The 20,975-nt window shown below is 74.1% G+C and carries 19 protein-coding genes, 1 tRNA gene and 2 pseudogenes; 12 read left to right on the top strand and 10 right to left on the bottom strand.

All coding sequences use genetic code 11. The annotated features are described in order from the left end of the window. Positions 1-134 precede the first annotated feature (134 nt). From ACIBTV_RS11070 to ACIBTV_RS11050, 5 genes are all read left to right on the top strand, one after another. Positions 135-506, top strand: coding sequence for an SCP2 sterol-binding domain-containing protein (locus ACIBTV_RS11070; protein ID WP_396703840.1), 372 nt, complete (start codon positions 135-137; stop codon positions 504-506). Further along, positions 506-2,566 (top strand): glycogen debranching N-terminal domain-containing protein, encoded by a 2,061-nt coding sequence (locus tag ACIBTV_RS11065; protein ID WP_396703839.1) that lies wholly within the window; start codon positions 506-508, stop codon positions 2,564-2,566. The genes ACIBTV_RS11070 and ACIBTV_RS11065 overlap by 1 nt, the downstream gene beginning before the upstream one ends. Positions 2,567-2,747: 181 nt before the next feature. Next, positions 2,748-3,482 (top strand): lysophospholipid acyltransferase family protein, encoded by a 735-nt coding sequence (locus ACIBTV_RS11060; protein ID WP_396703838.1) that lies wholly within the window; start codon positions 2,748-2,750, stop codon positions 3,480-3,482. Between the two features lie 150 nt (positions 3,483-3,632). Continuing rightward, positions 3,633-4,238, top strand: coding sequence for an isochorismatase family protein (locus ACIBTV_RS11055; protein WP_396703837.1), 606 nt, complete (start codon positions 3,633-3,635; stop codon positions 4,236-4,238). Positions 4,239-4,240: 2 nt separating this feature from the next. Next, positions 4,241-5,218, top strand: a complete 978-nt coding sequence (locus ACIBTV_RS11050) for a GlxA family transcriptional regulator (RefSeq protein WP_396703836.1) — start codon at positions 4,241-4,243, stop codon at positions 5,216-5,218. On the opposite strand, the gene ACIBTV_RS11045 is transcribed toward ACIBTV_RS11050, so the two are convergent. The 4 genes from ACIBTV_RS11045 to ACIBTV_RS11030 form a co-directional block, all read right to left on the bottom strand. Further along, positions 5,103-5,837: a hypothetical protein gene (locus tag ACIBTV_RS11045; RefSeq protein ID WP_396703835.1), complete on the bottom strand. Its 735-nt coding sequence runs from the start codon at positions 5,835-5,837 to the stop codon at positions 5,103-5,105. The genes ACIBTV_RS11050 and ACIBTV_RS11045 overlap by 116 nt on opposite strands. A 74-nt stretch (positions 5,838-5,911) precedes the next feature. Beyond that, the gene (locus ACIBTV_RS11040) at positions 5,912-6,625 is read right to left on the bottom strand and encodes a response regulator (RefSeq protein ID WP_396703834.1); all 714 of its coding nucleotides are present in this window, start codon (positions 6,623-6,625) and stop codon (positions 5,912-5,914) included. Next, positions 6,598-7,740 carry a hypothetical protein gene (locus tag ACIBTV_RS11035; RefSeq protein WP_396704021.1) on the bottom strand — a complete coding sequence of 381 codons (1,143 nt, stop codon included), beginning with the start codon at positions 7,738-7,740 and terminating at the stop codon, positions 6,598-6,600. The genes ACIBTV_RS11040 and ACIBTV_RS11035 overlap by 28 nt, the downstream gene beginning before the upstream one ends. A 157-nt stretch (positions 7,741-7,897) precedes the next feature. Continuing rightward, positions 7,898-9,076 (bottom strand): sensor histidine kinase, encoded by a 1,179-nt coding sequence (locus ACIBTV_RS11030; RefSeq protein WP_396703833.1) that lies wholly within the window; start codon positions 9,074-9,076, stop codon positions 7,898-7,900. 245 nt (positions 9,077-9,321) lie between these two features. Between ACIBTV_RS11030 and ACIBTV_RS11025 the strand changes: the two genes are divergently transcribed. Further along, positions 9,322-10,296, top strand: coding sequence for a hypothetical protein (locus tag ACIBTV_RS11025; RefSeq protein ID WP_396704034.1), 975 nt, complete (start codon positions 9,322-9,324; stop codon positions 10,294-10,296). Between the two features lie 89 nt (positions 10,297-10,385). Here the strand turns inward: ACIBTV_RS11025 and ACIBTV_RS11020 are convergent. From ACIBTV_RS11020 to ACIBTV_RS11010, 3 genes and pseudogenes are all read right to left on the bottom strand, one after another. Continuing rightward, positions 10,386-10,610, bottom strand: a pseudogene (locus tag ACIBTV_RS11020) (GrpB family protein); the annotation flags it as partial. A gap of 178 nt (positions 10,611-10,788) precedes the next feature. Continuing rightward, positions 10,789-11,406 carry a YdeI family protein gene (locus ACIBTV_RS11015; RefSeq protein ID WP_396703832.1) on the bottom strand — a complete coding sequence of 206 codons (618 nt, stop codon included), beginning with the start codon at positions 11,404-11,406 and terminating at the stop codon, positions 10,789-10,791. A 105-nt stretch (positions 11,407-11,511) separates the two neighbouring features. Then, positions 11,512-11,587, bottom strand: a tRNA-Arg gene (locus ACIBTV_RS11010). Between the two features lie 111 nt (positions 11,588-11,698). On the opposite strand from ACIBTV_RS11010, the gene ACIBTV_RS11005 reads away from it, so the two are divergent. After that, positions 11,699-12,403 (top strand): hypothetical protein, encoded by a 705-nt coding sequence (locus ACIBTV_RS11005; RefSeq protein WP_396703831.1) that lies wholly within the window; start codon positions 11,699-11,701, stop codon positions 12,401-12,403. Between the two features lie 282 nt (positions 12,404-12,685). On the opposite strand, the gene ACIBTV_RS11000 is transcribed toward ACIBTV_RS11005, so the two are convergent. Together ACIBTV_RS11000 and ACIBTV_RS10995 are read right to left on the bottom strand one after the other, a co-directional pair. After that, positions 12,686-13,810, bottom strand: coding sequence for an alpha/beta hydrolase (locus tag ACIBTV_RS11000; protein ID WP_396703830.1), 1,125 nt, complete (start codon positions 13,808-13,810; stop codon positions 12,686-12,688). 106 nt (positions 13,811-13,916) lie between these two features. Further along, complete coding sequence (locus tag ACIBTV_RS10995; RefSeq protein ID WP_396703829.1) at positions 13,917-14,348, bottom strand: HPF/RaiA family ribosome-associated protein; 432 nt, start codon at positions 14,346-14,348, stop codon at positions 13,917-13,919. Between the two features lie 288 nt (positions 14,349-14,636). Between ACIBTV_RS10995 and ssb the strand changes: the two genes are divergently transcribed. From ssb to ACIBTV_RS10980, 3 genes are all read left to right on the top strand, one after another. Further along, on the top strand, positions 14,637-15,446 hold the full coding sequence (gene ssb, locus ACIBTV_RS10990; protein WP_396703828.1) for a single-stranded DNA-binding protein: 810 nt from the start codon (positions 14,637-14,639) through the stop codon (positions 15,444-15,446). A gap of 104 nt (positions 15,447-15,550) precedes the next feature. Continuing rightward, on the top strand, positions 15,551-16,570 hold the full coding sequence (locus ACIBTV_RS10985; protein WP_396703827.1) for a cobalamin biosynthesis protein: 1,020 nt from the start codon (positions 15,551-15,553) through the stop codon (positions 16,568-16,570). Further along, positions 16,567-18,105 (top strand): cobyric acid synthase, encoded by a 1,539-nt coding sequence (locus tag ACIBTV_RS10980; RefSeq protein ID WP_396703826.1) that lies wholly within the window; start codon positions 16,567-16,569, stop codon positions 18,103-18,105. The genes ACIBTV_RS10985 and ACIBTV_RS10980 overlap by 4 nt, the downstream gene beginning before the upstream one ends. Positions 18,106-18,258: 153 nt before the next feature. Here ACIBTV_RS10980 and ACIBTV_RS10975 read toward each other — a convergent pair whose 3' ends face one another. Continuing rightward, positions 18,259-18,660, bottom strand: a complete 402-nt coding sequence (locus ACIBTV_RS10975; RefSeq protein ID WP_396704020.1) for a rhodanese-like domain-containing protein — start codon at positions 18,658-18,660, stop codon at positions 18,259-18,261. 226 nt (positions 18,661-18,886) lie between these two features. Between ACIBTV_RS10975 and ACIBTV_RS10970 the strand changes: the two are divergent. Together ACIBTV_RS10970 and ACIBTV_RS10965 are read left to right on the top strand one after the other, a co-directional pair. After that, positions 18,887-19,596 (top strand): annotated as a pseudogene (locus ACIBTV_RS10970) (uridine kinase); the annotation flags it as partial. Beyond that, on the top strand, positions 19,586-20,932 hold the full coding sequence (locus ACIBTV_RS10965; protein ID WP_396704019.1) for a dipeptidase: 1,347 nt from the start codon (positions 19,586-19,588) through the stop codon (positions 20,930-20,932). The pseudogene ACIBTV_RS10970 and the gene ACIBTV_RS10965, both read left to right, overlap by 11 nt. Positions 20,933-20,975 lie beyond the last annotated feature (43 nt).

Below are 20,975 nucleotides of genomic sequence, written 5' to 3'. Positions count from 1 at the left end.
GCCCACTCACCCCATCCGGGCGAGGTTGAGCCCGTGCCCGGCGGGGACCCGTTCTCCGACGTCGAGACGGCCGCCCGGCGGGGACGCGCAGCGGCCGGTAGCGGGCGCGACGGACCGGGAAGGGGAGGAACCCCATGCTGGACGCGACCACGAGGTTCTTCGAGGAGTTGGACCGGAGGGGGTACGAGCCACGGCTGGCGAAGACGGCCGGCACGCTCCGGGTCGACCTGTGCGAGGGTCCCCGTACCCACCACTGGTTCCTGCGGATCGACCGGGGCCGGGTGTCGGTGACCCAGGAGGGCCGGGAGGCCGACACGGTGCTCGGCACCAGCCCGGCGCTCTTCGAGGAGATCGCCGTCGGTCGTGAGCACGGGATCGCGGCGGTGCTGCGGGGGGACATGACGGTGATGGGGGACGCGCGGCTCCTCGTGCAGGTGGAACGCATCTTCCCTGGTAACCCGGGTGCCCGCGGCCCGCGCCGGCATTTTCAGGGGGAGGTGCGCTGATGGGTTCCACCAACACGATCCGGATCCTGGACGGCAACACGTTCGTGGTCTCCGAGGACACCGGGGACATCGAGGCGACGCCGACCGAGCCGACCGGCCTCTTCTCCATCGACACCCGGTTCCTGTCGAAGTGGGTGCTGACCGTCAACGGTGAGCGCCTCAACGCGCTCTCCTTCGACGACCTCCAGTACTACGAGGCCCGGTTCTTCCTGGTGCCCGGCATGGCCACGCACTACATCGACGCCAAGTTGTCGATCATCCGGGAGCGGGCGGTGGGTGGCAGCTTCCGGGAGCAGATCACCGTCCTCAACCACGACGAGAACCCCGTCGACCTGGAGATCCGGATGGAGGCCGCGTCGGACTTCGCGGACCTGTTCCAGGTGAAGGACGAGATCCTGAACAAGAAGGGCGAGATCTACACCGAGGTGGAGGCCGACCGGCTGCGGTTGGGCTATCGACGCGGCAACTTCACCCGAGAGACGATCATCGCCTCGTCCGCGCCGGCCCGGTACGACCGGGACGGCTTCGCGTACAGCATCCACCTGGAACCGAACCAGCAGTGGGAGACCCGGATCGACGTGCACACCGTGGCCCTCGGGCCGGGTGGCCGCGACCTGCGGTTGGGGGTCCGGGCACACGGCAGCGAACGGCTCGCGCTCCAGCACGACCTGGAGAAGTGGATCGCCGACGCGCCCAAGGTCAACAGTCAGCACGGCAAGGTCGCGGCGACGTACCGCCGGAGCCTCATCGACCTGGCCGCGCTGCGCTTCTCACCGCTCTCCCTGGGCGGGGCGACCCTGCCCGCCGCCGGCCTGCCGTGGTTCATGACGATGTTCGGCCGGGACAGCATCCTGACCTGCCTGCAGACCCTGCCGTTCACGCCGCAGCTGTCCAAGACCACCCTGCGCATCCTGGCGTCCCTCCAGGGCACCCGGTTCGACGACTTCCGGGAGGAGGACCCGGGTCGGATCCTGCACGAGATGCGCTACGGCGAGACCGCCGCCTTCGAGGAGCAGCCGCACTCGCCCTACTACGGCTCGGTCGACGCCACCCCGCTGTTCGTGGTGCTGCTCGACGAGTACGAGCGGTGGAGCGGCGACGTCGAGCTGGTCAAGGAGTTGGAGCAGGAGTCACGGGCGGCGCTGCGGTGGATCGACGAGTACGCCGACCTCGTGGGCAACGGCTACATCTGGTACGAGCGGCGCAACACCGACACCGGCCTGGAGAACCAGTGCTGGAAGGACTCCTGGGATTCCATCTCCTATTCGGACGGTCGGCTGCCGCCGTTCCCCCGGGCCACCTGCGAGGTGCAGGGGTACGCGTACGACGCCAAGGTGCGCGGCGCCCGGCTGGCCCGGGAGTTCTGGAACGACCCCGCGTACGCCGAGCAGTTGGAGCGGGAGGCGGCGGACCTGAAGGCGCGCTTCAACCGGGACTGGTGGGTGGCCGACGGCGAGTACTTCGCCCTCGGGCTCGACCCCGACGGACGCCAGTGCGACGTCCTCAGCTCCAACATCGGTCACCTGCTGTGGAGCGGCATCGTCGACCACGCCCGGGCGGAGAAGATCGCCGAGCACCTCGTCAGCCCCCGGCTCTTCTCCGGCTGGGGTGTGCGGACGCTGGCCGAGGGCGAGGTGCGCTACAACCCGATCGGCTACCACAACGGCACGATCTGGCCGTTCGACAACTCGTTCATCGCCTGGGGCCTGCGCCGCTACGGGTTCGCCGAGGAGGCGGCCACCATCGCCAGCGGCATCCTGGACGCGGCCACCTACTTCGACGGCCGGCTGCCGGAGGCGTTCGGCGGCTACCCGCGGGACCTGACCAAGTTCCCGGTCGAGTACCCGACGGCGTGCAGCCCGCAGGCGTGGTCGACGGGCACCCCACTGCTGCTGCTGCGGACCATGCTGGGCATCGAACCCCACGAGGGGCACCTCTCGGTCGATCCCCGGCTGCCGGTCGGCATGGGCCGCATCGAGGTGCTCGACATCCCGGGCCGCTGGGGCCGGGTGGACGCCTTCGCCCGGGGCCGGATGGAGCTGGACAAGCTGAGCGACTGACCGCCGGGGACCGGCCGGCGCCCGCGGTGCGAGCCCGCCCGGTCAGGCGGGCGGCAGCACGTGGGCGAGGAAGGCCGTCGTCACCGCCCGCAGGGCCACCGGCGGCCGGTGTGGGGGAGGAAGTGACGGAGACCGCTGCCGTTTTCAGGTTGGTCCCAGGCGCCCAGGGTAGATTCCGCGGATGCCGGAGCTCGTGTACCCGCCCGTGATCGCGTTCGCCAAGACGATGTTCCGGGTTCTCGATCTGCAGATCACCGTCGAGGGCGCCCACCACGTGCCCCGCAGCGGCGGGGCCGTGCTCGCCAGCAACCACGTCAGCTATCTGGACTTCATCTTCTGCGGTCTCGGCGCGCTGGACTCCCGCCGACGGGTCCGGTTCATGGCCAAGCAGTCGGTCTTCACGCACCGGGTCTCCGGCCCCCTGATGCGCGGCATGCGGCACATCCCGGTCGACCGGACGGCGGGCGCCGACTCGTACGCGGCGGCGGTGGACGCGCTGCGCCGCGGGGAGGTCGTCGGGGTCTTCCCGGAGGCGACGATCAGCCGCTCGTTCACCGTCAAGGACCTCAAGAGCGGCGCCACCCGGATGGCCCGCGAGGCCGAGGTGCCGGTGCTCCCGGTGGCGATCTGGGGCACCCAGCGGCTCTGGACCAAGGGCCGCCCCCGCACCCTGACCCGCCGGCACACCCCCATCTCCGTCCTCATCGGCGAGCCCATGGACCCGGCCGGCTGGCCGGACGCCCCCGCGATGACGGCCGCGCTCGCCGAGCGGATGAGCGCCCTGGTCGACCGCGCGCAGCGGGCGTACCCCGAGCAGCCGGCCGGACCGGACGACCGCTGGTGGCTCCCCGCCCACCTGGGCGGAACCGCGCCCACCGCCGAGGAGGCCGCCGCCCTGGACCGGCCGCGCGCCTGACGGCTCCGGCCCCGCACCGGGGCGCTCGCGGGGGCGGTCGCGCCGGGTCCCGTGGTCCACCCGACCGGCCCCGACAGTGGCCGGATCGTTCCGCAGCCGGGCACGATGGTGTCTGCCCTTCCCGGCCCCGTCCCCGCCAGGATCTACGTCATGAGCAGAGCAGCACTCGTCGTGATCGACGTCCAGGAGTCCTTCCGTCAGCGCGTTATCTGGGCGTACGGCTCGAACCCCGACATCGTCGGTCAGGTCGACCGGCTGGTGACCGCCGCCCGCGAGCGCGGCGACCTCGTCGTCTGGGTCCTGCACAGCGAGCCCGGCACCGGCGGCGTCTTCGACCCGGCAAACGGGCACGTCCGGCTGATCGAGGGCCTGACGCCGGTCGACGGGGAGCCGACGCTGGTCAAGACGTCGCACAACGCGTTCACCACGACCAACCTCCAGCAACTGCTCACCCTCGCCGAGGTGTCGGACATCACCGTCTGCGGCATCCGCACCGAGCAGTGCGTCGAGACCACCACCCGGCTCGGCTCCGACCTCGGCTACCGGATGACCTTCGTGACCGACGCGACGATGACGTTCCCCATCCCGCACCGGGACCTGCCGGAGACGGCCACGCTGGCGGAGATCCTCGCCGACCCCCGCACCCTGGGGAACGAGGAGATCATCAGCCGCACCGAGTACGCCCTCGCCGGGCGGTTCGCCACCGTCCGCACGGTGGACGAGGTGACCGGCGCCCTCACCGGCGCCCGGAGCTGACCGTGGCCCGGGTCGTCTTCCTGCTCGTCCCACAGCTGCACCTGCTGGACCTCGCCGGGCCGGCCCAGGTCTTCTCCGCCGCGGCCGACCTCGGCCTCGACTACCGGCTGCACTACGTGGCCGAGCGGGAACAGGTGCCCAGCGTGCAGGGGGTGCCGCTGGTCGCCGCCACCGAGTGGCCCGAGCTGACCCCGGACGACCTGGTCGTGGTGCCCGGATGGCGGCCCCGGGCGCACGGGCCGGGCGGACCGGTCGGCGCGGACGACCTGCGCGGGCTGGCCGCCCACCACGCCGCCGGCGGGACCGTCGCCAGCGTCTGCGCCGGGGCGTACGCCCTCGGGGCCGCCGGGCTGCTCGACGGCCGCCGCTGCACCACCCACCACGACGTGCAGGACGACCTGGCCCGGCGGCACCCTGCGGCGCGGGTGGAGCGGGACGTGCTCTACGTGGTCGACGACCGGGTGGTGAGCTCGGCCGGCATCGCCAGCGGCATCGACGTGGCGCTGCACCTGGTGGCCACCCGGCACGGCCCGGCAACCGCCGCGAGCATCGCCCGCACCATGGTCGTGTACGCCCGCCGCAACGGCCACGAACAGCAGGCCAGCGCGATGATGCGGCACCGCTCGCACCTGTCCGACGCGGTGCACCGGGTGCAGGACGTCATCGACAGCCGGTACGCCGAGCCCCTGCCGCTGGCGGACCTGGCCGCCGCCGGCGGCGTCGCCGAACGCACGCTGACCCGGCTGTTCCGCCAGGCCACCGGCCTCACCCCGCTCGGCTACCAGCAACTGCTCCGCGTCGAGCGGGCCGAGCACCTGATCGGGCACGGCGCCACCGTGGAGGCCGCGGCGCGCGGCGTCGGCTTCACCGATGCCCGAATGCTGCGTCGCCTGCGCGCCCGGGCCCGTCGGACCCCGCCGCCCGCCGGTAGTAATCGTCGCGGGAGTGGAACTCCACCGGCAGCGAGCCGGGCAGCGTGATCCGGGAGTCGTTGGCGATCAGCCCGGCGGTGGCCCGCAGCGCCAGCACGTCGCGCTCCTGTGGCGACAGGTCCACCAGGTGCGGGCGGGTCAGCCGGAACGCGGCAGCCGTCCGGCACACCCGCCGCGCCAACTCGATGATCTCGTCGGCCGGCCCGGCCAGGGCCAGCGCCGGCTGCTGGATGGTCCGCAGCGCGTCACACACGATCAGCAGCTGAGCGGGGTGGTCCGACCCGGCCGGCAGCATCTCCAGCCGGGACGGCCACTGCCACCGCACCTGCCCGCTCATCAGGCCGGGATGGCGACACCCCGAGCGGTGCCGGGCAGCCACCGGCTCGGCCCGGCCACCGGCCACGACCGCCAGCTGCGACCCCTCGCCCACCCAGACGATCCGCTGGTCGGTGACGGTGACCGACACCGGGTCGGGCAGCGTCCACGCCCGCCGCGTCTCCGTCGGGCCGAGCAGGTGCCCGGCGACCAGCAGCCGGTGCTGCCACAGCACCCGCTCGCCGCCCGCCGGCACCAGCAGGCGCCGACGGTCGAGCACCGGTCCCACCTCATCGTCCGGCGCGTCGAAGCGGTGCGGACCGATGAAGAAGGGGGACGCGTTCCCGTGCATCGTCACGACCTCCCGGGGCGGTTGACCTCACCGTCGAGACTGGCGGATTTCCAGCCCGGGTGTCATGACACCCGTTAGGGGGTCGGCCGGTCGTACCTCGCCTGTGACCGGTAGATGCCGATCTCCTCCGGCCGTACGAGGCCGTCCTCGATCGCCCGGGCGAGCAGCGCCGCCTTCGTGGCGGCCGGCCGCCCCGCTCGGGTGTACTTGATGCGCGCCCGATCGACGTACTGCTTGACGGTGTGTTCGCTGATCTGCATCCGACGGGCCACCGACGCCTTCGACATCGACTGGAACCAGAGCAGGAGCGCCTCGCGCTCCTTGTCGGAGAGGACCGGCCGGTCCGGACGCGGGTCGCCCACCATCGCGCCCGCCAACGCCGGCGGCACGTACGGGCGGTCGCTGGCCGCCGCCAGGACCGTGGCGACGCAGTGCTCCCGTCCCTCGTGCTTGGCGAGGAAGGCCACCGCGCCGGCGTCGAGCGCGGCGAGCATCGTCTCCGGGTCGGTGTGCTCGGAGTAGACGACGACCCGCCGGCCGGCGGCGCTCAGCTCGGCCAGCTTGTCCAGCGCCATCCGCCCGTGCAGGCGCAGGTCGAGCAGGACGACGTCGGCGTCCGGCGCGGCCCGCAGCACCTCGTCCGGGTCATCGCCGGTGGCGAGCACGGTGAGCCGGGGTTCGGTGGCGAGCCAGGCGCGTACGCCGTCGACGACCACCGGGTGGTCGTCGACGATGGCCACCCCGACCGGCCGATCGCCGCTCATCTCCGCCATCGGGTCTGCGCCCATCTGATCTCCCCGTCGCGCTCGTACACCCACTGCACCTGACCGTCACCGTCAGGGCCGGCCGGCGGGCCGGTGGCGTCCGGGCCGTCCCGGTCGGGCGTCACCAGACTGACCACCACCTCGTCCGGGCCGGCGACGACCGTCAACCGGGCCCAGCCGCGCGCGTCGGCCAGCAGGGCCGCGAACGGGTCGGCGAGCCGCCGGCGGATCGACACCGGCAGCGCCGGCGGCGTGCCGACGGTCACCAGCTCGATCGGCAGGCCGGTGCGCTCCGCCACGTCGGCCGCCGCGCGCAGCTCGTGCAGCAGCGGGTCGGGGACGTCGTCCGACTCGGCGATCAACCGGCGGAGTCGGGCGGCGGCCAGCATCGCCCGGCGCTGCACCTCCGGGTCGGTCGGGTCGGCGCGACCGTCGGCCAGCTCGGCGAGCACCGTCTCGGCGGTGCCGCTGACCAGGGCCAGCCGGTCGCGCCGGTCCCGCCGGGCCTGCTCGGCCGCGTCCCGTTCGGCGGCCACCGCGTGCGAGGCGGCGGCGGTCGCGGCGCGTTCCCGGGCCAGCGCGGCGATCGCCGCCCCGCCGACGAAGACCGCCACCGGCAGCGAGGACGTGCCGTAGACGTACATCGCGAAGCGGGCCAGGTCGGCCGACGCGGTGGCGCCGTGCCCGATGACCGCCACCAGCGCGATCAGCGAGTGCGCGACGAGCAGGGCCAGCAGCCCGACCACCCGCCGCCCCCACAGCGCCAGCACGAAGAACCAGGCGAGCGTGCCCCACACCCAGTTGGCGGCCGTGAACAGCTGCGACTCCCCGGCGGCGGCGAAGACCGTCCCGTCGACCACGAGCAGCAGGGCGACCAGCGGCCACGCCGGCAGCGGACTGCCGCGCAGCAGCCGGACGCCGGCCACCAGGCCGGTCACCGCCACGACGACCCAGGCCGCGAGCACGACGTCGGGCGCCGCCAGCTCCGACCGGGCGGCCAGCACCGCCGGGAGGGCGATCGCGGAGTGCCACGCCAGCGCGATGACGATCGACACGATGCGCGCGCCCCGGTCGGAGGCGTGCGCGACGGCGGCCGCCGCCTGGCGTACCCCGTCGGCGGCGGGCGCCCCGCCCGGCACGCGGGCTGCCGAGAGGCCGGCGGGTGCCGGTGCCGGAGCGGCCGTCGGCGGGGACGCCGCGGTGCGCCCCGCCGCGGTGTCGGTCGCGACCACCGTCGGCGGCGCGCCCGACGCCCCACCCCCGCCGTACGCCGGGCCGGGTAGGGCCGCGTTGAGGTCAGCCGACACCGGGCCACTCCAACCGGATGCGGGTGCCGGTGCCGGGCGCCGAGTCGATCCGGGCACTGCCGCCCACCGCGGCCATCCGGCCGAGCACCGACTCGCGCAGCCCGTACCGATACGGGGGAACCCCGGCCGGGTCGAAGCCCGGCCCGTCGTCCACGACCTCGACGGTGACACCGGCCGCGTCCCGACGCAGCCGCAGCTCGGCCGCCGCGCCGGGAGCGTGCCGGACCACGTTGGACAGTGCCGCGTAGACGCTCTCCGCGACCGCTTCGGCCACCGCCGTGGGCACCGCGCAGGACACCAGGTCGACGATCACCGGCAGGTCGGGCAACCGGTCGCGGACCGCCCGCAGCCGATCGTCCAACGACACCGGGCCGTCGCCGGGCAGCGCCCGGGCGTCGGCCAGAGCCGCGAGCGTACGCAGGTCGGCGGCGCACCGTCGGCGCAGCGCAGCCGACGGGCCGGCGACCGCGCCCTGGCCGACCATGGTCAGCGTGCCGAGCACGGTGTCGTGCAGGTCCCGGTTCTGCCGCCGCTCGGACTCCCGCGCGGTGCGGGCGACCAGCGCCTCCCTGGCCAGCCGCTGATGCTCGACGAACGTGCGGTCGGCGCGGCCGATCCGGCGGCGCATCACCCCCGTCATCACTGCCGTGCAGGCGGTCTGCACCAGCAGCGTCGCCGCGTGCGCGGTGGCCTCGCGGGGGTTACCGGCCGCGTTGGTGCCGGCCACGTAACCGGTGGTGACCAGCACACCGGCCGGCACCGACCACCGGGCCGGGGAGTTGGCCTGCGCGTTGATGACCGTGGTGCTGGCCAGCACGGCGATCCAGCTCCCCTCGCCGGGCAGCACCTCGGGGGCCACCAGCCGGGGGATGAGCAGGCAGGCCAGCGTGGTCAGCGCCACGTCGCCGGCCACCATCGCGAGGGTGACCCCACCGCGCAGGGCCCGCGCGGCATACCAGATCGACCACGCGGTGAGCACCGACACCGCGGGGATCAGCAACGCCACCTGCACCGGCGCGCTGCGCACCGAGAGGGCGACCACCGCGCCGAAGAGGCCGCAGGTGAGCCGGAGCAGCGCCGGCAGCGTGGTGAAGACGAGGTTGAGCGCGCCGCCGGCCGGGCTGTCCAGCACGGCGGACGGCGCGGTCCGAACAGGAACGGCCGGCATCGGGAGAGGCGTCCTTCCGACAACGACCCGGTCCGGGTCCCTGCGGGCATAGATCGACAAAGGAGAATAACACGCCATCCGACAATTGATCACACACCGTGTGTGATGTGTGATCGGCGGATGAACGGCGGCGCGTTGGCGCAGGTCGCGCGTCCACCACTCGCCGTCCGCCGATTACCGCACGTCAACCCCGTGCTTTCCGCGCCCGGCCGGAACCCGGCCGGCGTCGTTGCCGTCTCATCGACATGACGCGAAGAGTGACCATGGTCGCGGCGGGGATCCTCGGCGTCGTGCTCACCGGCTGCGGGGCGGACGGCCCGACCGGGGAGCGCCTGCGCGGCGACGGGCCGCTGCGGGTGACCGAGCGGTGGTCATCCTGCGCCGACGAGGCCCCGGTGACGGGCATGCTCCCCGCGGGGGCCACCGACGCGCCGGCCCTGCCCCTGCTCGACGACACCTTCACCCCGGTCGCCGCCGTCCTCTGCGGCCAACAGGTGCAGCGTCGCCCCGACGGCGGGCGGGAGGTGGTGGCGACCGAGCGGCGGGCAGGCGAGGTGACGGCCCTGGTCGCCGCGCTCCGGCTGCCCGATGAGCCGCGGTACGAGGGCCCCTGCACCCTCGAGATGGTCATCCCTCCCTGGCTCGCCCTGCTCGACCAGCAGGGTCGGTGGGTGCGACCCGGCATTCCGGTGGGGCCGTGCGGCAAGCCCCGCACCGAGGTCATTGAGGCACTGGACCGGCTCTCGACCACCATCGTCGCGACCCGCCCCGTCCAGGAGATCGAGTCGTCGGAGGCGGCCGCCGCCGGCTGCGCGCAGCACTGGGCGGACCTGGTCGCCACGCAGGTGGCCACGGGTGGCAGGACGGGCCCGGTGAGCGGGCCACCGCCGTACGCGGACCGGATCGTCCTGCGCCTCTGCGTCTACCAGGTCCCCGAGCGGGAACGCGGGAGCGGGAAGCCGGCCGGCGACTTCGCGTACGGCCGGATCCTGACGCCCGACCAGGCCGAGGCCGTGACCGGCGCCCTCGCGGCGACCGGGCCGGTGGCCGAGTGCGCGGCACACGCCGGCCGGTTCGCGGTCCTGCGGCCCGCGCGTGGACCCGGAGCCGACGTGTACGTCGAACTCGACGGCTGCCGCCGCGTGCTGGTCAGCGCGCCGGACGGGTCCACGTCGCTCGGGCAGGCCGCCCCGGCGCTCGCCGGACTGCTCGCCGGCTGAGCGGCGGACGGCCCGGGGGCGGCTACGCGGTGAAGACGCGCCCGAGGATCTGATCGATGACCTCGTTCTTCGCCAGGCTGTAGTCGCCGGCCCGACCGGGACTCGTCGGTCGTCTCGGGCAGCAGGACGTCGATGTCGATGACCGGCTTCGCCGCCAGTCCCGGCACCGACGTGGACCCGACGTGTTCGATGCCGACGACCAGGTCACCCAGGACCGCCTTCACCGACGAACTGGCTGCGGCGAAGCGTTCCGGCCACGTCGGGTCGTAGTCCTCGATGACGATGGACTGCCAGCTCTTCGGCGGCTCTCTCACCAGGCCGTCAGCTACCTGCTCAGGCGTTCCGTGGAAGCGCTGCACGACGTCGTCCGGATACTCGGTCACCTCTGCCTCCCTCAAGAACGAAGTCGGCCAGGATACGACACCGAACCGCGGCAGATGCCCGCGACGGGATGGACGAGCCGGGCGGTACCCGCGCCGCGTCCGGCCGCGCCTACGTCTCCGATCGCGGTGCGCCCGGAGGCTTGGCCCTCTGCGGGTGGATCGTCTCGTGACGGGCCAGCATGGCGACGAACTCGGCGATCTTCCGCTCGCGGGTCTGCGCCCGTTTGACGGCGTTGACGCGGTGAATGAGGGAGAACCGGTTGGTGCTGGTGAGGACGTCGAACATGGCCTGGGCGGCGGGCTCGGCGGCGATCGCGACGAGCAGGTCGGCCGGTACCTCGGCCTCCGACGGTGGGGCGTAGGCGGCGGCCCAGCGCCCGTCCGCCTTGGCGGCCTCCACCGCCGCGCGGCCAGCGGGCGTCAGACGGCCCTGCGCCTCCAACTCGGCCACCCGGGCGACGTTGCGTTGTGACCAGGAACTGCGAGGCCGGCGCGGGGTGAACCGGATCCACGAGCTCTCCTGGTCCCGTTTACGGGCCTGCCCGTCGATCCAGCCGAAGCAGAGTCCCTCGTCGACCGCCTGCTGCCAGGTCAGCGTGGTGACGGTGCCGCCCTTCCTGGTCAGGGCGAGCCAGACCCCGGGCGACGTGGCATGGTTGGCCGACAACCACGAGCGCAGCGCCTCGGCGTCCCCGACGATCAACTCATCCAGCTCAGCGCTCCCCATGACGGCAGGCTAACCCGACCCGTGGGTGGTCGGCTTCCCTGCGAGTGCTCCGGTGGCACCCGCTCGTGGCCGGTGGATGACTCGGAGGCTCAACTGTGGTGCGGGTGGTGCGCCCGGCAGGATTCGAACCTGCGGCCTTGGGATTAGAAGTCCCCTGCTCTATCCGCTGAGCTACGGGCGCGTGGCGTGAATGTCGCGCGAGAAGGGTACCGCCCGCCCGCCGGCTGATCGAGGCAACGGGTACCGACCGGATGGCGGCGGCTCGGCCGTGGTGGCGCGTACCCTCGGCTGGGTGCTGCTTGACCCCGACGCCGAGAACGACGTCGCCTACGAGCTCTGCCAAGTCGTCGGGCGGGCCATCCTGCCGTACCGCCGGACCGACGACGACCGCGACGGCGCCGGCACGGCCTTCTTCTTCCGCTCGGGGCGCGGAGAGTTCCTGCTGACCGCCGACGCTCTGACCGGCGGCGCGGCGGGTGAGGTCGGGCTGCGGGGGAGCGTCACCGAGCCGGCCGGGGTCGCGCCGGACGCCCTGCCGCTCGCCGGGGACACCGGCCGGTGGGTCCGCCGCCCGGAGATCGGGGTGGCGATCCTGCCGACCGCGGGCCTGCACGGGCACGCGCGCGAGGCGGGCTGGGCGTGGCGGACCCAGCCGGTGGTCGAGGCCATCGCGGCCGACGCCGCGGTGATCGGCCGACTCGACGCCACGGCCGGGTCGGCGTTCGTGCTGGCACACGGCGTACGTGAGGACGGCGGGCGTCCGTTGGAGGTGGCCATCGAACGGGTGGCCCGGGCGGACGACGAGGTACGGATCACCACCGAGCTGCCGGCCGGCTACGTCGGTGCGCCGGTCTTCGGTGTGCAGTCGGCCGGCGACGGCGAACTGGCCCTGCACTGCCTGGGTCTGGTGCTGCCGGCGGCACACGGCGGCCATCCGGTGGCGACCTTCGACCGAATCCGGTCGATCCTTCCGTCGGGCGCTCCGGGCTCGGACTGACCGGCCGGTGCGCCCGGCATCACCTCGGGCGGCCCGGCGTGGTGGCGTGGCCCGACGCAGTGGCTCGGGTCGTTGGCGGCCTGTTGGCCGGCGGCCTGCCGGCGGGGCCGGCTCGTCGGCGGTGTGACGAATGAGCCCCATGACTCTCCGTCATATCTATGACGGAGAGTCATAGCCCTTGCTGAGCGAGGACGCGCCGTGACGGGGTGAGGTTGAGGCGGCCCCGAGGCCCTGCGCTGTGGCGGGGAGTCGCGTCGGCGAGCCCGGGCACGTGCGCCCGGGTCAGCCGCCCGTCGGCGTCGCCTCGGCCGTGCCGGCCTCCGCGGCGCCCCGCCGGCTGGCCGGGATCGCCGCCATTGCCTCCGCACGGCGCGCCGCAGCCGCGTCGCTCGCCGGATCAGCGTCGCCCGCCGGATCAGCGTCGCCCGCCGAGCCAGCGCCGCCCGCCGGGGCGGTCGGGCCGGCGCCGAGGAACGCTTCGGCCCAGCGGCCGAGCTCGGTGAAGACCTTCTCGCGTACGGCGGGGCCGGAGAGCGTGAGGTCGTGCATCCCGCCGTCGAAACGGGCCAGGGTGACGTGGCGGCCGAGGCGGGGGGCGTACCGGACCATGTGCTCGACGTCCAGGACGGCGTCGGCGAGGCCGGCCGACTCGTGCCAGCTCCGGCCCTTGAACGAGCGTGTGGAGCAGGCCAGCAGCACCGGCACGGGGATGTCCAGCCCGGCGCGGAGCTGCCGCTGAGCGGTGCGGATCGCGCCCAGCCAGCCGGCGCGGACCGGGAAACCCGCGAGCGGCTTCCAGCTCAGGTCGTAGCTCCACTCGCCGCGGTGGTCGGAGTGGATGCTCTCGCCGTACACGGTGCCCAGACCGAACGGGAGGACCCGCTGTGGCGCCCGGCGGCCCAGGCGCGCGACGGCGGCCGCGAGGGGTCGCCGCACCGCCCAGGGGGCATTGATGTCGAAGAACGGGCTGTTGAGGAAGAGGCCGTCGACGACGCCGGCGTCGCGTCGGGCGTGTGCCCAGAGCGAGAGCAGCAGGCCGCCGGTGGAGTGGCCCATGGCGAGCAGGGTGTCGTGCCCGTCCTCGGTGCGGATGATCTCCGCGGCGGCGTCCAGCTCGGGGAAGTAGTCGGCGAGGTCCCGGCAGAAGTTCGGGGTCTGGTGGGGGAGCAGGCTGCGGCCGTACTTGCGCAGGTCGAGCGCGTAGAAGTCCCAGCCCCGCTCCGCGAAGAAGTCGGCGAGATGGGTCTGGAAGAAGTAGTCCACGAAGCCGTGCACATAGAGCACGGCACGGCCGGTGGGGCGGTCGGCGCGGCGCCGGACCAGGGTGGCGATGACCGGGCCCTCGTCGTCGGTGCCCAGGTCGATGGTGTGCCGCTCGAAAGGCGGGCCGAGCACGTCCGGTTCCACGAAGGCGACGGTACGCCGGCCGGCTACCGGGCGGTAGCCCCGAACACCACGGCCGCCGCGGCCCCCGTCCGGCCGCACCTGAGGGCGGGGGCCACGAGCGTACGGGTCAGACGGTCTCCGCGTCGGCCCGCTGCGGCTCGACGGCCGTCTCGTCGGGCAGCGGCGCGGCCTCAGCCGCCGGCTGGCCGATCTCGCGTACGTGCTTGTTGTGCCTCGGCTCCTGCCGGGTCTTCGCGTCGTTCAGCCGCCGGCGCAGGTCGTCCCGGGCGTCGTTGAGCGCGGCCCGCAGGTCCTCCTCCGAGGAGGTGGTGACGATCTTCTGTCGGCCGGCGATCCAGCACTCCAGCGTGACCTTCTGCCCCCGGGCATCGCGATCCTTGACCGACACCTCCAGTTCGGTGGCGTCGGCGTGGAAGGCGGCCAGCCGGGCGTCCAGCGTGCCGAACTGCTCCACGATCCAGTTCCGGTCGCCCTGGGAGAAACCGGCACCCATCCGCAGGCACTCGGCCACGGTCGCCGGGTTCGTGACGGCGCTCATCGCCGTACCTGACCAGGGACGCGGGTCGGGCCGGTGGTCGTCGTGATCATGAGCGTTGTCCCCTCGTTCGACGTGGTGCTCTCGGCGGTGCGTTGATCAAATCCATACCCAGCCGGACCGGATCCGGAACCGCCCCCGTAGCAGATGTGAGCTTGATCAGGGCGTTGTCCACAGGCGCTCCGGTCGTCCACAGGCCCGGCGGAGGTGGTGGCGCGGGGCCGTCGCGGCGGGCCAGGCTCGGCCCCGAGTCGACTCGCGAAGGCAAGCCCCACAGCCCCTGGAGGGACGATGTTCGACACGTACGTCACGATCGTCGGCAACGTGCTGACCGCGCCGGAGTGGCGGCGCACCACCCAGAGCAACACCCTGGTCGCCAACTTCAAGGTCGCCTCGACCGCCCGGCGGCTCGACCGGGACAGCGGCCGCTGGGTCGACGGCAACAGCCTGCGGGTGCGCGTGAACTGCTGGCGCAAGCTCGCCGAGGGGGTCGCCGCCTCGGTGATGGTCGGCGACCCGGTGGTGGTCTGCGGCCGGCTCTACACCCGCGACTGGACCGACGACGCCGGCAACCACCGCACCCTCTACGAGCTGGAGGCGGTGGCCGTCGGCCACGACCTGTCCCGGGGCCGGGGCCGCTTCCTGCGCAACCGGCCGAGCGCCACCACCAGCGCGGTCGAGGACGCCGAGGCGGAGAGCCGGGTCCACGGCGAGCCGACCGAGCCGGTGCCCGACGAGCAGGCCCCCGCGCTGCCCGACAACCGCCCGCCCGACGACGACTTCGACCTGTCCGACGCGTACCGGGGTGGGCGCGACGACCTGCCGGTGCGGCACCGGGACCCGTTCGCCCGCGCGGACGACGCCGCCGAGGAGCCGTACGGGCGGGCGCTCCACGGTGACGAGGGTCCGGCCGGCGACGACCTGGACGGCGACGGGGTGGGCGGCGGCGGCGACCTGGCGGGTGGCGACGAGCTGGACGGCGACGAGCCGGCGCCGGTGTCCGGGGAGCCCGTGGACGGCGACGAGCTCGACCCGGTGCGCGACCCGGCGCCGACCGGCCGCGGGCGGCGGGGGCGTGGGCGGGTGCCGCAGCCGGCGTGACCGCCCCCGGCTGACGCGACGGGGGTGGGGTGGCGACGGGCGCCGACCGTCGCCACCCCACGTGTCGGCGTGCCGTCTAGGCTGGCCGGCCGGAGGTGGTGCGCGTGCGGCGGTCGACGCCAGTGGCGAACGCGGCGGGGCTCGTGGCGGGCTACGCCCTGGATCGGCTGCTCGGTGACTCGCGGCGGTGGCACCCGGTGGCCGGGTTCGGCCGCGCGGCGGGTGCGCTCGAACGGCGGGTCTACCGCCCGGATCGTGCCGCCGGCACGACCTTCACGGCTCTCGCCGTGGGGCTCCCGGTGCTGCTCGGAGCGGCGGCCACCGTGGCCACCCGGAACCGGCCGGTCGCCCGGGCGGCGCTGGTGGCCGCCGGCACCTGGACGGTGCTCGGCGGGCGGACCCTGCGCCACGAGGCCGAGGTGATGGGCCGGGCGCTGCGCGACGGTGACCTGCCCGCCGCCCGGCAGCGGCTCGGCCACCTCTGCGGGCGGGACCCGTCGACGCTGGACGAGCCCGAACTGGCCCGCGCGACCGTCGAGTCCGTCGCCGAGAACACGTCGGACGCGGTCGTCGCCCCACTGCTCTGGGGCGCGGTGGCTGGCCTGCCTGGTCTCCTCGGCTACCGGGCGGCCAACACCCTGGACGCGATGGTCGGGCACCGCTCCCCGCGGTACGCCCGGTTCGGCACCCCGGCCGCCCGCCTGGACGACGTGCTCAACCTGGTGCCGGCGCGGGTGACCGGGCTGCTCACGGTCGCGCTGGCGCCGGTCGCGCGCGGCGACCGGAGTCGGGCCTGGCGGGTGTGGCGGCGGGACCGCAACGACCACCCGAGCCCCAACGCCGGTCAGTGCGAGGCGGCGATGGCCGGGGCGCTCGGCGTGCGGCTCGGCGGGCGCAACATCTACTTCGGCCGGTCCGAGGTGCGGCCGTTCCTCGGTGACGGTCCCCGCCCCGAGGCACGGCACCTCGGCCGGGCCGCCCGCATCTCCGGTGCGGTCGGGCTGGCCACGTTGGCCCTCGCGGCCGCCTACCCGGTGACCGCCGGTCGCCTGGTCGCCGCCGTCGGCCGCCGGACCCTGCGGACAGCGCTCGCGGCGGCGACCGGGCGGGAGCGGCGGCGATGAGCGGCGGCCTGCTGGTCGCCGGCACCACCTCCGACGCCGGCAAGAGCGTGCTCACCGCCGGCATCTGCCGCTGGCTGCACCGCCGGGGTGTGAAGGTCGCGCCGTTCAAGGCGCAGAACATGTCGAACAACTCGGCGGTGGTGGTCGGTCCCGACGGGCGCGGTGGGGAGATCGGCCGGGCACAGGCCATGCAGGCCGCGGCCTGCGGGCTCGCCCCGGACCTGCGCTTCAACCCGGTGCTGCTCAAGCCCGGCAGTGACCTCGCCAGTCAGGTGGTGCTGCTGGGCGAGGCGGTCGACACGGTCACCGCGGGCACCTTCCGCGACCTGCGTCCCCGGTTGTCGCAGACCGCGTACGCGGCGCTGGCCGAGCTGCGCGAGGCGTACGACGTGGTGATCTGCGAGGGTGCGGGCAGTCCCGCCGAGATCAACCTGCGGGCCGGCGACTACGTGAACCTGGGGCTGGCCCGGCACGCCGGACTCCCCACCATCGTCGTCGGCGACATCGACCGGGGCGGGGTGTTCGCGTCGATGTTCGGCACGGTGGCCCTGCTCGACCCGGCCGACCAGGCACTGGTCGCCGGCTTCGTGATCAACAAGTTCCGGGGTGATCTCGGGCTGCTCCGCCCCGGGTTGGACATGCTGCGACAGGTCACCGGGCGACCGACGTACGGTGTGCTGCCCTGGTCGCTGGACCTCTGGCTGGACGCCGAGGACTCCCTCGCGTACGGGCGGGTGCTCGGTCGGCCGGCCGCCCCGTACGGCACCGAGTGGCTGGACGTCGCCGTGGTCCGGCTGCCGAGGATCAGCAACGCGACCGACGTCGAGGCCCTCGCCACCGAGCCCGGGGTGCGGGTGCGGCTGACCGTCGAGCCCGCCGAGCTGGCCGCAGCCGACCTCGTCGTCCTGCCCGGTTCCAAGTCGACGGTGGCGGATCTCGCCTGGCTGCGGGAGACCGGCCTCGCCGACGCGGTGCTCGCCCACGTCGGCGCGGGTAAGCCGCTGCTCGGCATCTGCGGCGGTTTCCAGATGCTCGGCCGGGCCGTTCACGACCCGGTGGAGAGCGGTCAGGGTAGCGTCCCCGGCCTGGGTCTGCTCCCCATCGAGATCACCTTCGACCCGCGCAAGACCGTCCGGCAGGCGGTGGGCACCGCCGACGGCGTCCCGGTCCGCGGCTACGAGATCCACCACGGGTACGTCTCCTCGGCCGACCCGGATCTCACCCCGCTGCTGACCGACGCGAACGGTGCCGGCGAGGGCGCGGTGGTCGGCGCGGTCCACGGCACGCACTGGCACGGGACGTTCGAGTCCGACGGATTCCGGCGACGGTTCCTCACCGAGGCGGCCCGGCTGGCCGGACGTCGCGGCTTCCGGGTCGCACCGGACACGTCGTTCGCGGCGGCCCGGGAACGCTCCCTCGACCTGCTCGGTGACCTGGTCGAGGAGCATCTCGACACGGCCGCGCTGTGGCGCCTCGTCGAAACCGGCCCGCCCGCGAACCTCCCGTTCATCCCACCGGGAGCCCCAACCGCCTGACCCCGCCCGAGCCCGCCGCCCTGCGGCGCCCGTCCCGGCCCGCCGCGGTCGATCAAGCAGTTGTGGTGGTGGACAAAAGCCGCCACTGTGGACAAGACGGGCACCACAACCGCATGATCGACGGGAACGAGGGGGTGGGTGCGCGGGCGGGCGTCAGGGGCGGACGTCGGCGGGGGTCTCGGACAGCGGGAGGCCGGCGGCCACCCATGCCTGCACACCGCCGATCATGTCGGTTGCCCGTCGCAGCCCCAGCGCCTGCAGGCTCGCCGCGGCCAGACTGGAGCTGTAGCCGTGCCGGCACACCAGCACGATCTCGCGGTCGTACCCGGTGGCCTCGGGAATCCGCCAGGCACTGGCCGGGTCCAGTCGCCACTCCAGCACCGTCCGGCAGATGACGATCGCCCCGGGCAGGTCGCCCTGCTCGCGGCGCTGTCGGTCGGTACGGGTGTCGATCAGCAACGCGCCGCCGCGTACCGCCTCGGCGGTCTCGTGCGGAGTCAACCGGTTCAGCCCGGAGCGGGCCTGTTCCAGCAGGGCCTCGACGCCGGGGCTCATCACGTCACGGAGCACCTCCCGATCATGCCCAGCGCACCGATGGCCCGCCTCGTGAACGGGTACGCGGACGCCGGCGGGGGACACGATTCCCCCGGACGTGATCGGTCGCGCGGTAGCGCGTACTCCTAACGGGTTCGGCCGGCTCGGTCGGCATACTGGCGCGGTGGTGACGATCGCCGGACGGGGGGGCGAGGACGGCCCGGCCACGGGACGAGGGTGGGCGGTGATCCCGGTGGCGGTCGTCGAGCCGTACGCCGAACTGGCCGGGCGGGTGCTGGCCGGGCCGGCAAGGCTGGGGCGTACCCGACTGGTGGCGGTCGACGGGCCGAGCGGCGCGGGCAAGAGCCGGTTCGCGACGCACCTCGCGGACGCCGTCGCGCGCTCCACCGGCGTCCGCCCCCCGGTGGTCCGCACCGACGACCTGCTCGACGGTTGGGACGACCAACTCACCTTCTGGCACCGGCTGGAGGAGGGGGTTCTCGGGCCGATCCGCGCGGGGCGCCCCGGGGCCCACCACCGGTACAGCTGGGTGCGCCGGGCGTTCCTGCCCGATCCGCTGCCGGTCCCGGTCGGCCCGGTGCTGATCGTCGAGGGGGTGAGCGCCGCCCGTGCGTCGGTCGCGCCGGAGTTGACGCTCGCCGTCTTCGTCACCGCGCCGGCCCCGCTGCGGCTGGCCCGCGCGGTCGACCGCGACGGGCCGGCGATCCTGCCCGAGCTGCGCCGCTGGCACGCCGGCGAGGCGGCGCACTTCGCCACCGACGGCACGGCCGAGCGCGCCGACCTGGTGATCGACGGGGCGCCGGGGCTGCCGCACGACCGCACCCGGTATTACGCGCGTATCCCCTGGCCGGGCCGGGTTTCCGCCGACCGGGCCGACCTCGGCACGTAAGGCCGACATACGATGCCGGTCATGACCACTCCGATCATGTCCGAAGCCGAGGTCCGGGCCGCCGTCGAGCGGGAACTGCCCGGGGTTCGCGCCGACCTGGAACGCCTCGTCCGCATCCCCGGCATCGCCTTCGAGGGCTTCGACCACTCGCACGTCGAGCGTTCCGCCGAGGCGGTGGCCGAGCTGCTGCGCGGCTGTGGCCTCGACGTCACCATCGCGCGGTCCGGCGGGCAGCCGGCGGTGATCGGGAAGAAGGCGGCCCCGCCCGGAGCCCCGACGGTGCTGCTCTACGCCCACCACGACGTGCAGCCGGTCGGCGACCTGTCGCTGTGGGAGTCCGACCCGTTCGAGCCGGTGGAGCGCGACGGGCGGCTCTACGGTCGGGGCGCCGCCGACGACAAGGCCGGCATCATGGCGCACATCGCGGCGCTGCGCGCGTACGGTGACCGCCTCCCGGTCGGTGTGGTCCTGTTCATCGAGGGTGAGGAGGAGTACGGCTCCGACTCGCTGGAGCAGCTGCTCGCCGACCACCGCGACGAGATCGCCTCGGACGTCATCGTGATCGCCGACTCGGGCAACTGGGACATCGGCGTGCCGGCGCTGACCACCTCGCTGCGCGGCATCGTCAACTGCTTCGTCGAGGTCCGGACCCTGGACCACGCCGTGCACAGCGGGATGTTCGGCGGCGCCGTGCCGGACGCGCTGACCACCCTCGTCCGGCTGCTCGCCACCCTGCACACCGACGCCGGTGACGTGGCCGTCGAGGGCCTGGTCGGTCGGGAGGGGGCCACCGTCGACTACCCGGAGGAGCGGGTCCGCGCCGAGGCGGGGCTCGCCGAGGGGGTCTCGTTCATCGGCACCGGCCGGATCACCGACCGCCTCTGGACCAAGCCCGCCCTGTCCGTGTTGGGCATCGACGCCCCGGCCACCGGCGAGGCGCCGAACGCGCTGGTCCCGGCCGCGAAGGCCAAGATCAGCGTGCGGCTCGCGCCGGGCGACGACCCCAAGCGGGCGTACGCGGCGCTCCGCGCCCACCTGGAGAAGCACGCCCCGTGGGGCGCCCAGGTCGCGGTGACCCTCGAACACGACGGTGACCCGTGCGTCATCGACGCGACCGGCCCGATGTTCGACGCCGCCCGCTCGGCCTTCCGTACCGCCTGGGACGGCACCGACCCGGTCGACATCGGGGTGGGTGGCTCGATCCCGTTCATCGCCACGTTCCAGGAGATGTTCCCGCAGGCGGCGATCCTCGTGACCGGTGTGGAGGACCCGCACGCGCGGGCGCACGGGCCGAACGAGAGCCTGCACCTGGGTGAGTTCGCCAAGGTGTGCCTGGCCGAGGCGTTGCTGCTGGGCAAGGTGGCCGAGGCTGCGCGGGGCTAGGTGTCGAAACCATAACGCCCCGGTCGATTCTGGACTTTGCGGC

Origin of the sequence: Micromonospora sp. NPDC049366 (assembly GCF_044466625.1) — a bacterium.
Lineage (GTDB): Bacteria > Actinomycetota > Actinomycetes > Mycobacteriales > Micromonosporaceae > Micromonospora.
The sequence above is the reverse complement of the archived record's forward strand: the minus strand, read 5'-3'. Positions and strand labels throughout refer to the sequence as shown.